General features: G+C 62.9%; 11 protein-coding genes. 4 read left to right on the top strand and 7 right to left on the bottom strand.

Annotation, left to right across the window (positions count from 1 at the left end):
* A partial coding sequence (locus tag BP858_RS01695) for a GNAT family N-acetyltransferase (RefSeq protein WP_286878678.1) occupies positions 1-575 on the top strand: 575 nt, incomplete at its 5' end.
* A 190-nt stretch (positions 576-765) separates the two neighbouring features.
* On the opposite strand, the gene BP858_RS01690 is transcribed toward BP858_RS01695, so the two are convergent.
* The 5 genes from BP858_RS01690 to BP858_RS01670 form a co-directional block, all read right to left on the bottom strand.
* The gene (locus tag BP858_RS01690) at positions 766-975 is read right to left on the bottom strand and encodes a hypothetical protein (RefSeq protein WP_074176053.1); all 210 of its coding nucleotides are present in this window, start codon (positions 973-975) and stop codon (positions 766-768) included.
* 33 nt (positions 976-1,008) lie between these two features.
* A complete protein-coding gene (locus BP858_RS01685; RefSeq protein WP_286878677.1) occupies positions 1,009-2,832 on the bottom strand; it encodes a DUF2207 domain-containing protein in 1,824 nt (607 codons plus the stop codon).
* A 6-nt stretch (positions 2,833-2,838) separates the two neighbouring features.
* Complete coding sequence (locus tag BP858_RS01680) at positions 2,839-3,405, bottom strand: LemA family protein (protein WP_082864974.1); 567 nt, start codon at positions 3,403-3,405, stop codon at positions 2,839-2,841.
* 314 nt (positions 3,406-3,719) lie between these two features.
* Positions 3,720-5,396: a PAS domain S-box protein gene (locus tag BP858_RS01675; protein ID WP_074176051.1), complete on the bottom strand. Its 1,677-nt coding sequence runs from the start codon at positions 5,394-5,396 to the stop codon at positions 3,720-3,722.
* A gap of 507 nt (positions 5,397-5,903) precedes the next feature.
* The gene (locus BP858_RS01670; protein ID WP_286878675.1) at positions 5,904-6,734 is read right to left on the bottom strand and encodes a nucleoside 2-deoxyribosyltransferase; all 831 of its coding nucleotides are present in this window, start codon (positions 6,732-6,734) and stop codon (positions 5,904-5,906) included.
* Positions 6,735-6,769: 35 nt separating this feature from the next.
* Here BP858_RS01670 and BP858_RS01665 point away from each other — a divergent pair, with 35 nt between their 5' ends.
* Entirely contained in the window at positions 6,770-7,261 is a 492-nt protein-coding gene (locus BP858_RS01665; RefSeq protein WP_074176049.1) for a DUF367 family protein, read from the top strand.
* A gap of 716 nt (positions 7,262-7,977) precedes the next feature.
* Here the strand turns inward: BP858_RS01665 and BP858_RS01660 are convergent.
* Both BP858_RS01660 and BP858_RS01655 read right to left on the bottom strand, forming a co-directional pair.
* A complete protein-coding gene (locus BP858_RS01660; RefSeq protein WP_074176048.1) occupies positions 7,978-8,670 on the bottom strand; it encodes a DUF72 domain-containing protein in 693 nt (230 codons plus the stop codon).
* 46 nt (positions 8,671-8,716) lie between these two features.
* A complete protein-coding gene (locus tag BP858_RS01655; protein WP_214166376.1) occupies positions 8,717-9,454 on the bottom strand; it encodes an SAM-dependent methyltransferase in 738 nt (245 codons plus the stop codon).
* 302 nt (positions 9,455-9,756) lie between these two features.
* On the opposite strand from BP858_RS01655, the gene BP858_RS01650 reads away from it, so the two are divergent.
* Both BP858_RS01650 and BP858_RS01645 read left to right on the top strand, forming a co-directional pair.
* A complete protein-coding gene (locus BP858_RS01650; protein WP_286878672.1) occupies positions 9,757-10,170 on the top strand; it encodes a helix-turn-helix domain-containing protein in 414 nt (137 codons plus the stop codon).
* Positions 10,167-11,648: a PAS domain-containing protein gene (locus BP858_RS01645; RefSeq protein WP_286878669.1), complete on the top strand. Its 1,482-nt coding sequence runs from the start codon at positions 10,167-10,169 to the stop codon at positions 11,646-11,648. The genes BP858_RS01650 and BP858_RS01645 overlap by 4 nt, the downstream gene beginning before the upstream one ends.
* The last annotated feature ends 159 nt before the right edge of the window (positions 11,649-11,807 follow it).

Genomic DNA, 11,807 nt, shown 5'->3' with positions numbered 1-11,807 from the left:
CCGTCCTTGCAACCGATCGCCTGCTCCTGCGGCCGTTCGCCCTTGCGGATGCCCCTGAGGTGCAACGGCTCGCCGACTATGAGGTCGCATCCTGCACGCTCGATATCCCCTATCCCTACCCCGACGGGGCGGCTGAGGCCTGGATTGCCACGCAGCAGACCGGGTTTGAGAAGGGCGCGCACGTCATTTACGCCGTCACCTGCCGCGGGGAACAGGACCTTGTGGGTGCGGCGGGGCTCGTGGAGATCAACCGCCGCCATGGGCGGGCTGAGCTCGGTTACTGGGTGGGGCGGCCCTTCTGGGGCCGGGGGTATGCCACCGAGGCGGCCTGGGCGGTGATCGAGTACGGGTTTTCCGTCCTGAACCTGCACCGGATCTATGCCATGCACTTCTCGCGCAACCCGGCATCAGGCAGGGTGATGGAGAAATGCGGGATGGTCCATGAGGCGCACCTCCGGGAGCACGTCAGGAAGTGGGGCGTCTTTGAGGATGTTGATGTCTGGGGGGTTCTCCGCGACGAGTGGCGGCAACGGTGCACGGGGCCGGCGATCCGGGAGTGCCGTCTGGTGCGTTGAACCGGCCGGTTCAACGATGCAACCCCTGCCGTACGGGAAATATATCACTCGCCCGGCCGACGGATTAACGGGGAATGTGGATGGGGTTCACCCTCCACTCTGTTTGACCCCCGCTGGAGGCACCCATCCGTGCCCTGTTTCTCCTCCACCGGACAGACAGCCGGATGGCTGCCCGCGGCGTGAAGATGCCCTATCTCCTGACGAACGCGGCGTAGCCCCGGTGCCCGCCCTCGCTGGCGGTCCCGAAGACGAGGACGTCCTTTCCCTGGTACTGCAGCTGCCGGGCGTAGGTCTTCGCAGCCTGCTGGGTCTCGTAGAGCCGGTCGGCGTAGTACTCGGTCTCGTCGACGACCCGCCGCTGCCGTATCTTGATCCACTCTGTTTTCGGGCGTCGTTCCATACTTAATGGTTGCGGCAACCGCGCTAAAAAGTGTTACCTCCCTCCGACACCGCCGCCGCCGAAACCGCCACCGCCGCCGAAGGAGCCGCCGCCACCGCCGAACCCACCAGAACCCCCGCTTGAAGACGGGGAGTAGAGGACGATTGGAGCAAAGATCACCGGCATATTCGAGTAGAGCGGCATCCCGACGTCCGGGAGGCTGATATTCAGGTCCTTCATCGCCGCTTCAACCCGATCGCCAAGGCCGAGCGCGGTCCCGTAGACCAGCCACTCCCCCCACATCGAGAGGTCGGCCGGGGAGTACTGCCGGATCAGGGCAAGGTCGGAGAGGAAGTAAGCAAACGCGTCCCACTCCAGTTTCTCCTTGTAGTGGTCGCCCTTCCAGACGCCGAAGAGCGTCGAGGGGAAGAGGGCCGCGATCCCGACCTGGACCGCGACGATGAAGGAGAGGATACCGGCCGGGACCAGGAGGTAGGCCGCGCCCGGCGCAAAGATGAACGTCAGGATTGAGAGCCCGCAGGGGATGGCGCCGAGGAAGATGAGCGGGAGGACGATCTCCCGCCCGTCCCTGACGTACTGCCGGGAAAGTGTGGTGTCCACGCTTCTGGTCAGGGCAGCGAGCGACTGCTGGTACTGCAGGATCCGGTGCTGGTAGCCGGGGCTCCGCTGGGCGGTCCTGGAAAACTCCGCAAGGTCGGCTGTATCCACGACGTGGTCTTCGGCGATATTGCTGAGGAAATTGAGCACCCGCTGCTCGTAGGGGTCCTGGGACTCTCCTGAGACGATCCTGACCATGACCCCGCCGTCCGGTTTCTCGGTCACCACGATCTTCCCCTGGCGGTGGAGGTCAAGCACCGTCGCGTAAAACCCGTTGTCGTCGAACTCAAGCGCGTCGCCCTTGAAGAGGAGGTTCACCTGCCAGGGCTTGAGCGCGACATTCGGTGTGAAACTCAGGTACTCAGGCACCGTAAACTGCTTCTCCCTGCCGTAGCGGATGTAGATGCCGAGGAGGATAAACGGCATCGCGAGCACGAGGAGGATCGAGAGGCCGTAAAGAACCTCCGCCGCGCCGTAGAGGACTTTTGGCCAGCGGTTGGCGTCGGCTGCCTTCTGCCGCACGTCTGGGACGTACTCAGGGAACCCGTTGATTTTTTCTGTGAACGCCGGGTCGAGGACCAGTTCAACGTTCAGTGCGTCGTCCTGGGAAGCGCTCCCGGTTATAACGACAGCCTCCGCCGTCCGCTCGACCTCAAGGGTCGGGGGATGGGTGTAGACCTCCTCGATATCCCCGGCGAACGGGAGGGTGATGCGCAGGTCCCGGTAGGGGATGTGCTCATCAACGAGTTTCAGGTTCAGGTGCGCCCACGCACCGTCATACTCGACCGGCGGCCTGACCAGGTAGCGGTACTCCACCGTGTAGGTTCCCGGGGCGAAGTAGTCGGGGTCAAATATCCCCACCTCGTTTATGAACGCAAGGTCCCGGATAACCGCAAGGTCTGAAGAGCTCGCACTCCCGGCGGCCGTCCTGACCCCGTCCTCCGAATTCTTGACGTAGCCGACGGTCCCGGGGGGTGCGGTCATGCCCAGGAACTCGATGTGTGGCCGATCGGTGGGCCCGAAGGTGAGCGGTGCGTTCCAGTAGCGGAAGAGCATCCGGTACTCCCCCGCTGCGTGGACGTCATAGGTATACCGCTCGACCAGGGTCCCGTTCTCGAAGAAGACGGCGTCATAGTGCTGGATCTCCAGGTTCCCATGAAAGAGCCAGGGGAGCGCAGTCGCTCCGGCGACCGCCAGTACCCCGACGAGCAGGGTGATGACGACAAGGCTGAGGATCTGCTGCCGTTCAGTCACGCGCATGGTCTATCAGAACGCTATCGTCGGGACCCGCTCGATCTCCTCACCGAACTCCAGGTACTGCAGTTTCGTAAATCCCATGGCGCCGGCGACCAGGTTCGAGGGGATCGTATCGGTCATGGTGTTGTACTGCTGGGCGATGTTGTTGTAGGTGTAGCGCTGCCTGGCGATCTCGTCCTCGATCCCCTTAACCGCGCCCATCAGGTCCTGCACCGTCCGGGAGGTCTTGAGGTCGGGGTAGTTCTCAGCGACGGCGAGGAGGCGCCCGAGGACCGACCGGGATTCGCGTTCGAGGTCGTTTAAGTCACCCGGGCCGGCGCTGCCGATACGGGCCCGCATCGCGGTCACCCCGGTCAGGGTCTCCTTCTCGAAGGCCGCGTAACTCTTCACCGCGCCGAGGAGCTGCTCGATCATGTCCAGCCGCTTCTTCATCGCGACCTTCACCTGACCGAGCGTCGCTTCGGCTGAATTTTTGAGCGAGAAGAACCGGTTATAGATGCCGATGAACGCCGCCACGATGCCTACTATGATCAGCACCACGACGACGATGAGGACAAGGGAGAGGAAGTCCACCACAGGTTGTCACCATATAGTGTATGTGCCGTAGGGCGTATTTAAGTGATAACCTCTAAACCGCGCAACGGAGCAGGAAATACCAGATACCGGCACGTTCCTTCCTCGTCTTCCGCCCTCCCCTGATATCGGGGAGGGACGCCGGGGATACCCGGCAAACGGTCGGGTTCCTCGGGGTGTCGCACTACTGCTCCAGGGCACCTGGTATTCTACGCGCCCCGGGTCGACTCACGCGGGAGTGCGCGAAGTCCGTGGTATCATTCCTCCCTGTTGTTCCTTTGCGAACTTCTGCGTGAGGTAGTATCAGCACCAACCCACTACTCCGGGATCTCCTCTCCGGAGCTCACCATCGCCACGACATTCCCGTCCGTGTCGCGCAGGAGGGCGTTGTGCCAGAGGATCTGCTGCTCCCGGCCGTCCCGGGTGACGACCGGGCTCTTCTCGTAGGGAGGCGGCTCGATCTCCCCGGCAATCAGGCGGGCGAAGTTCCGGGAGAGCCGGTCGCGGAGGCGCTCCGGGACGATCGTCGAGAACCAGTTTTTCCCGGCAAGGTCTTCCCCGGTATACCCCAGGATCTCATACCCTCTCTGGTTTACCAGGTTGATGGTGCCGTCCGCTTCGATCACCGCGATCATCACGCCGGCAGCGTCCAGGTAGCCCTGCGCCCGGTCACGCTCAGCGACCAGGCGGTCCTCGGCGGCAGCGCGGTTGGTGACGTCCTCGGCGATCCCGAGCATGTACTTCAGCATGCCTCGGGAGTTGAAGATCGGGATCTTCTTCATGGAGAGGAACCGTCCGTCCGGGAGGCGGACCTGCTCTTCCCGGACGGCCGACCGCTCCAGCATCTCCCGGTCCCCATCAGCGAAGAACGCCGCCATCTCAGGCGGGAAGAGGTCTCCGGCCTGTTTCCCGGCCATCTCCTCCTTTGTCATCCCAAGAAAAGTCTCGGCGGCCTGGTTCGAGAAGACGAACGTCTCCCCCTCAACCTCCCTGACGAAGACCATGCTCGGGATGTTGTTGACCACCGAATAGAGGAACGATTTCCACTGGGCCAGCCGCTTTGTGGCGCGCACCCGTTCGGTGATGTCACGGCAGACCACCCGGTAACCGGTGAAGCTGCCGATCATGTCATAGATCGGCGTCCCGCTCACCTCAAGGGTGACGGGGTTCCCGTTACGGTGGAGCATTGTCCACTCAAAGAGAATCCTGGGCCTTGGGTCGGCAAGGAGGGCGGCCAGCTGCACCCTGACGCGTTCCGCCTTCTCGGGGGCCATGAAGTCGCAGGGGGTCTTCCCGAGCATCTCCTCAGGAGCGTAGCCGAGGATCTCCCGGCTCTTCGGACTGACATAGGTGAACGCGCAGGTCTCGTCCACGTTCAGGATCAGGTCGTTGATGTTCTCGACAAGGCTCCGGAAGAGCATCTCGCTCTCGCGCAGGGCTTCCTCTGCCCGCCGCCCCTCGGTGATATCCTCAAGGATGATGGTGACTCCCGGCGTCCCGTCGTTGAAGACGGTGGGAAGGAACTTGACCCGGAAGAAGAGTTCCTCAGCGTGCCGCAGGAACCGGAGTTCTTCCACGACCTCGCTGCCGCTGAGCGCGTCGGTGATCCGGCCCTGTATCAGCGGATGATCGAACGCGGCCAGCTGTGACTCCTCGACGCTCTTCCCTATGATGTTGTTCCGCTCTACCCCCGCAAACGCGCAGACCGCATCGTTTGCCTGGATGATCCGGCGGTCGCGGTCAAGCACCAGCACCAGGTCTGATGAGAAATTGAGCATGGCTGAGATGGGAACCCTCTGCGAGAGGTAGAAGACCTTGGCCTTTCCGTAGGTCTCCATCTCCACCTGACCTGATACGAGGAGGACATCGAGGTACCGGGAGACGGTGTTCCGGTTCACTCCGACGGCGGCAGCAAGATCAGAGACCGACATGCCCCGTGGATGCTCTTTTAAGACTCGAAGCAGGGGAGAGAGTGCGTCGGTGTTGGGCTCCATGTGCAAATAGAGTTTCGCGCCCGGGGATATAGCATTTTGCAGGGGTGGGTGGCATTGATGCTCCGCACAATGCCACACCACAATGCAAGGCAATGAGGAGAAAGTATATATGCTATATCGATCAACGCATAATCCCCAGAGTCAGTCAGAGAGCGGGGAACCTCTACTGCTATCCGGGCCATACAGGCACTATTGGTCCGGACCGGCATGAGATCGGCTGGGGCCGGTGAAACCTCAAATCACCACGCAAGAATTGCACCAACGTCAAGGTTGATGTTTGCGCCGGGGAACAGGCCCGGTGTGAACAAATCCAGGCACACCTCTCTAAATCCTCCATACCAGCACGGTGGGACGGGAAACCCGGGGCGGAAGGCACAACCGCCCCGGGATGCCACGGCCACCGTGTGGTTATCACACACCCGACAATACACCTCACTTTTTTGCGATCCCGCGAGGATAGCCTCGGCTCCGGGAATCCGGCATCAAAAAGAGTCTGGCGGTCGGTCGTCAGGCCAGCAGCGACCCGAGCGCCGCGGGAAGGTCCTCTTTCGCCGTGACCACCGCCGCAGACTCCTCGAGCATCAGGTTGACCCGCTCGTGGTGCCCGGCGATCCGGAAATCGGTTCTGAGCGCGACCACCCGTTTACCGAGAGCGTAGGCGTACCCCATCTCCCAGGACGTCCCCGAATCTGCGTCCGCACCGTCGATGACCGCCACCACGATATCGGCATCCTGGAGCGCCCGGAGGTGCTGCGCGAATATGGTCGCATGCTCGTCCCGGGAGCGTGTGTGACTCGTATCCCCCACGTCCTGGGGGAGGTAGACATCGAAGAGGTGCCGCTCGAGGAGGTCGTGGAGGGCGAGGTTGTAGGCCTGCTCCGCCTCGGAGAAGAGCGGGGCGGCAAGGTAGATGCGGTACCGGGCAAAGTCCTTCACGTCGACCGCACGAATATCAGGGAACCGGGCAAGGAACGCTCCGCGCCCGGGCTGTTTCTCTGACGAGTAGTAGGTGGTATTCACCCCGCAGGCGGGAGAAGAGTCCACCCCGATGATCGCAAGCGGCGGTTTGCGGCGCTCCCTGATCGTGGCGCGGACCTCCTCTTCGAGCCGGTCGAGGAGCGCCGCAAACCCGGGCGTCGCGAGCCGATCGAGGAACGAGCCCGGCGGCCGGTCGGCCCCGAGATAGATCGTCTCCGGGCAGGGGAGCGGGACCATCTCGATGGAGAAGCGGCGGCAGCGCTCGACTGCCCGATGAAAATGGCCGATATCCTCGTCAGTCGTGATCCCCCGGGCACGGTACGCGGGATCCTCAATGCAGGGAGCGACGAGCACGTACATTGATAGTACCTGGACGGCGTACCATAACAAGACAGATGATACCGCTCTATGCCTATCGGGACAACACCTGCGACCCCCGGAAGTGCACGGCAAATAAACTTGGACAGCGCGGACTTGCCACCATCGTCACCTCCATCACGAGGATTCCCCGCTCGACCCTCCTCCTCGATCCGACCGCAGAACAGGCGGTCTCCCCCGCCGACCGGCACCTCCCCTCGATAACGGCGCTCGACTGCTCCTGGGAGGTGCTCGACACCGGGGCCGTCTCCTCTTGGCGCAACCGCCGGGCGCTTCCGTTCCTCGTGGCCGCAAACCCGGTGAACTTCGGCCGGCCGTTCCGGCTGACGTCGGTGGAGGCGATGGCCGCGACGCTCTACATCCTCGGGGAGAAGGAACAGGCCCGGACGATCCTTGCCCCGTTTCGGTGGGGGCTTCGGTTCCTGGAGGTGAACGCCGAGCCCCTGGAAGACTACGCACGGGCAAAGGACAGCAGCGAGGTCGTCGCCATCCAGGCGCTCTACATGTAGTGGAGCACTGCAGCTAACATTTTCAGGCGCACCGTTGCCTGTGAAGGCTATCGATTGCTATCCCTACCCTCCCTTCGCGTCCTCACGCGGACAACATACGGCGAATAATCCACTCCGGGGATTCACTCCATCCCCCGGGGCACGGGGTGCCTGCAGAGACTATCTCCTGCACCAGCGGCGCCCCAAGATGCGCTTTGGCGGCAGGGAGTGTCTGGTCCGGGTGAAGACGTCGACCGTCGACGGGCACCTGGTCGCTTAAAAGCCTGAGTACGATTGAGCTGCGGGCGATCGCTCGTGACCCGTGTATCCCGCTCCGGCTCGTGGATAACAAGGTCAGACGACGCCTGCCGGGGTGGAGAAGAGAGCGTGAGGGTCCCTTGGGGGTGCAGGGGGTGGATTCCCACCCGACCGCCCAAACGTGCTGAACGTCGCACGCGACGAGCGAGTCCGGGCACTTCCCGTGTGGAATGTGCCCCGCTCGCGTCTACAATTCTCTCATGTCACCGGGGTAGTAGTTCCCCAAGTAATTAGATGATGCATGCTGTATTTATACAATTCTATTTCGTATTGCTCATCAATCCTCATTTTCGCCTTGATTTGCCAAAAAACATTTGAATAGGCGGGTGTCTGACGGCGTAGTTGTTGCGGCACCGGGGTAGATGATGAAAGAAACACGAATTGGAGGTATTGTCAGGAAACAACCGCTCTTCACTCCGTCAACCGGCCGGTCCCTGCTCAAAGAGGCGCATCATTGCCCTGGCATTCTTGAGCATGGCATGGTTGTTGTTGAAGAAGATGTACGCCCTCTCCGGGCTGATGGCGGCAATCCTATCCCTGATTCCCGCGAGTTCGGCGTCGGTGTAGTCGTGCCGGTACCAGTCCTCCCGCCCGTGCACCCTGAGGTAGACGACACCCGCCGGGAAGACCCGTTCCCGGAAGTCCGGGGAGTCGACCGAGACCAGGACGACCGCTTCCTGGAGCCTGCGGCACGTCTCATCGTCACCGAGCACGCCGGGGTTGCGGATCTCCACCGCGCACCGATCTCCGAGTCCGGTCGCCCCTGCGAATGCGAGGATACGGTTGACGTCTCCGAACGCCGGCGGGGCCTGGAAGAGGTAGAAGTCGACGAGGTCGTCGAGGGGGAGAAACCTCTCGCGGAACCGCTCCCAGACAGCCACCGCTTTCTCATTGAACCGGTGTCGGTGGGTGACCGACCGGTTCACCTTGATGCTCCACCGCAGCCCCGACCCCGCATCAGCCCACGAGAGGACGGATTTTTCTGACGGGAACCCGTAAAAACTCGCGTTCAGTTCGATGGCGTCAAGGCCGGAGTGTTCAGCGAACCACGCGAGACTGCCTCCCCGGTTCCAGGCGTACGCCCAGCCGCTCGTGCCGACATGGACCTCCATGTGGGAGTCCCGGGCGGGCGGGAGATATAAGGGTTCTTCCGGCCGGTTACCAGAACCCCGGCACCAGGACATACATCGCCCAGTCCATGTACTCGCGGCCGTAGCCGAAGTACTCGTCCTGGAGGCGGTGGAGGTAGTCGATGATGAAGTCGCGGTCGGGGTGGCCGGGGTTGTCGCCGAGCCAGGAGAGGAGCGCCTGCCAGATCCCGGATTCGTAGCGGTCCCAGTCGTTCTCGTCCGACCGGATGACGGCGGCGACGTCGAGCCCCGCCTCCCGCACGGTGCTGAGGATCTCGTACCCGGTCAGGACGTCGGGCCACTCGCGGGCGAACTCGGGCGGGGTGCGGTCGGACCGCCAGCAGCGGTCGCCGATGATGATGGTCCCCTCATCGGTGACGAGGCCCATCAGGGCGTCGAGCGTCGCCTCAAAACCGCCCTGGATGTGGGATGCACCGATCGAGGTGGCGCAGTCGAACGGCTCGTCGGGGACGTACTCCCGGGCGTCCATGCACCGGACCGTGATCCGGTCCTCGACGCCCGCCTCACGGAACGCCTGCTCTGCCCGCCTGCAGGCATCCTCCCTGGCCTCAATGCCGACGCCGGATATCCTGTACTCGCGCCCCCAGAGCGCGAGGATCGTGCCGTTCCCGCATCCGGTCTCCACGACGCGGGCGCCCTCCCGGAGCCCTGCCGCCCGCCCGGCGGCGAGCACCTTCTCTGGCGTGGTCGGGTTCATGATCGCAAGCATCCCCTGTGATATGGTGATGAGTTCGGTGATGTCCATAGATAGTGGCCTCCTTCGGCTGTACAGAGTGCATCGTTTGCGAATAAATCCCTGGTACCCCTGCCCACACGAGTACCGGCCCGGTGCAACCCCGGGGGATAGTGGCAGTGCCCCAGGGCATCTCATCATCCCGCATCTTCCCTTCGCGTCCCCCCGCGTGCTTCGCGTGAGACTCCGTCATTGCCTCACGCACCAGAACCCGCAAAATAAGGTGCAACGGACCACCACTTGCAAGTGAAGATGGCTCGATGCAGTAGTGGAGATGAGTATTATATACTCCGACAGAGTAGCCCTATCCGGGTATGCCGCCCGAGCAGGAGATCACCGGAAGAATCCTGCGAACCCTCAGGTTCCGGCCGAAGGGTATGACGATCACCGAGATCGCGCGGGCCCTTGGGATGAACCGGAACTCGGTCTCGAAGCACCTTGAGGTCATGCAGGTGGCGGGCCAGGTCGAGGCCCGTCTTGTCGGGAACGCAAAGGTCTACTCGGTTGCACAGCGCGTGCCGCTCTCGGCTTTCCTCTGTTTTACACAGAACCTCATCCTGGCCCTCGACGCCGACCTCACGATCATCCAGGCAAACGACCAACTCCTCAGGCACTTTGGGCGCACGAAAGAGGAACTTGTTGGGCAGAACATCCGCGATGCGGCGATCCCGGCCGTCTCCACCCCGGCGCCCTCGCTGTCATCGAGGGTCTCGAGCGGGAGCAGATGATCACCGACGTCTGCTGCCGCAACGACAGCGACAGAGAGTCTTTCTACCAGATGCAGGTGATCCCGACGACGTTCGAGGACGGGGAGAAGGGATGCACAATCGTGCTTGAGGATATCACCGAGAGGAAACGGTATATCCGGAACACGATGTTCCTCGCCCGGACCGCAATGGATCTCGTCGATCTGCCGCCGGTGGAGGACATCTACCAGTACATCGTCGACCGACTCACAGAGCTCGTCCCGGGAGCACGCACCTACCTCTTCGCCCACGACGAGGTCGACCGGCAGTTCGTCATCAGGGCAGTCGCGGGCGAGGGATTCCGGGAGGGGCTCACGGAACTCCTCAGAAGGGACCCTGTCGGCCTGGTCCTCCCGGTTGCCAGGGCTTTCGACGCCCCCTATCACCAGACCCCTCATGTGATGCGCGGCATGCAGGAGTTCGTCCTCCGCCCCGAGCCAGCCTCGTGGCCATTCTACGACCTCTGCTTTGGGGCGATCCCGAAAGAGGTCTGCGAGGAGATCCTCTCCCGGTTTAATATCGGAACGCTCTGGACCGCAGGGCTGGTCTGGCGGGAGCAGCTCTTCGGTATCGCCGGTATCTTCCTCGAGCAGGGGGAGGACCTTGAGAACCGGGAGACGGTGGAGTCGTTCATCAGGCAGGTATCCATCGCCCTTGCCCGGCGGCAGATCGAGGAGCGATTCCGGCTGAGCGGGGAGCGGTTCCGGGGCATGGTCGATTCATCCCCCTTCGCAGTCGCGCTCATCGACCACGGAGGGCGGTTCGTCTACGTCAACCGGAAGTTCGTCGAGGTCTTCGGCTACGGGCCTGACGACGCGCCCACCTGCAGCGAGTGGTTCCGGCTGGTCTTCCCGGACGCCGGGTACCGGCAGGAAGCCATCGAATCCTGGCACTCGGACCTTGAGCGGTCGGTTGCAGGGCAGATCAGGCCCCGGGCGTTTACTGTCAGGTGCCGGGACGGGTCGAGGAAGGTCATCCTCTTCCGCGCGGTCACGCTCCCCGACGGGACACAGTATCTTACCTGCGAGGACATCACCGAAGAGGCGCGGACGTATCGCCTTCTCCTCGCTGATATCGCCGATCTGCGGCATCGGGAGCAGGAGATGCTCCTCAAGGACCGTGCGATAGCCTCGACCGGGCGGGCCGTCGCGCTCCTGGACCTGGACGGGGTGGTGATCTACACAAACCCGGCCTACCTCACCCTCTGGGGTTACCGGACCGCGGAGGAGGTGCGGGGGTCGCATTTTTCCCGGTTCTGGGAGCACCCCGAGGAGGCCAGGGAGGCGGTCAGGACGGCCCTTGAGGGGAAGGTCTGGCACGGCAAACTGACCGGCATCAGGAGTGGTGGGGAGACGTTCCGGGCAGACCTCCTCGGGACCCCGATCATCGGCAGAGACGGCAGGGTGCTTGGCATGATGGCGGCGGTGACTGCCGGACGGGTGAAGGATGAGAGGTCCTGAGGTCGGGTCCGGGAAGAGGTGCCGGATCCGGAATCCTGGTGAAGCATTTCAGTTAACATTTCCCATGAAAACCGCCCAGGTTTGGCGGGTGGGGGAATCATGGCTCTGTTTCATTGTATCCCGGGCATGGCTTCCGTACGGGGGGAGGGGGCGAGCCCC

Origin of the sequence: Methanoculleus sp. UBA413, from assembly GCF_002502935.1 — an archaeon.
Classification (GTDB): domain Archaea; phylum Halobacteriota; class Methanomicrobia; order Methanomicrobiales; family Methanoculleaceae; genus Methanoculleus; species Methanoculleus bourgensis.
The sequence above is the reverse complement of the archived record's forward strand: the minus strand, read 5'-3'. Positions and strand labels throughout refer to the sequence as shown.

Coding starts and splice junctions, on each gene's coding strand:
- BP858_RS01690 (WP_074176053.1), bottom strand. CDS start 975: ATGGAACGACGCCCGAAAACAGAGTGGATCAAGATACGGCAGCGGCGG.
- BP858_RS01645 (WP_286878669.1), top strand. CDS start 10,167: ATGATCACCGACGTCTGCTGCCGCAACGACAGCGACAGAGAGTCTTTC.
- BP858_RS01660 (WP_074176048.1), bottom strand. CDS start 8,670: ATGGAGGTCCATGTCGGCACGAGCGGCTGGGCGTACGCCTGGAACCGG.
- BP858_RS01650 (WP_286878672.1), top strand. CDS start 9,757: ATGCCGCCCGAGCAGGAGATCACCGGAAGAATCCTGCGAACCCTCAGG.
- BP858_RS01670 (WP_286878675.1), bottom strand. CDS start 6,734: ATGTACGTGCTCGTCGCTCCCTGCATTGAGGATCCCGCGTACCGTGCC.
- BP858_RS01665 (WP_074176049.1), top strand. CDS start 6,770: ATGATACCGCTCTATGCCTATCGGGACAACACCTGCGACCCCCGGAAG.
- BP858_RS01655 (WP_214166376.1), bottom strand. CDS start 9,454: ATGGACATCACCGAACTCATCACCATATCACAGGGGATGCTTGCGATC.
- BP858_RS01675 (WP_074176051.1), bottom strand. CDS start 5,396: ATGGAGCCCAACACCGACGCACTCTCTCCCCTGCTTCGAGTCTTAAAA.
- BP858_RS01685 (WP_286878677.1), bottom strand. CDS start 2,832: ATGCGCGTGACTGAACGGCAGCAGATCCTCAGCCTTGTCGTCATCACC.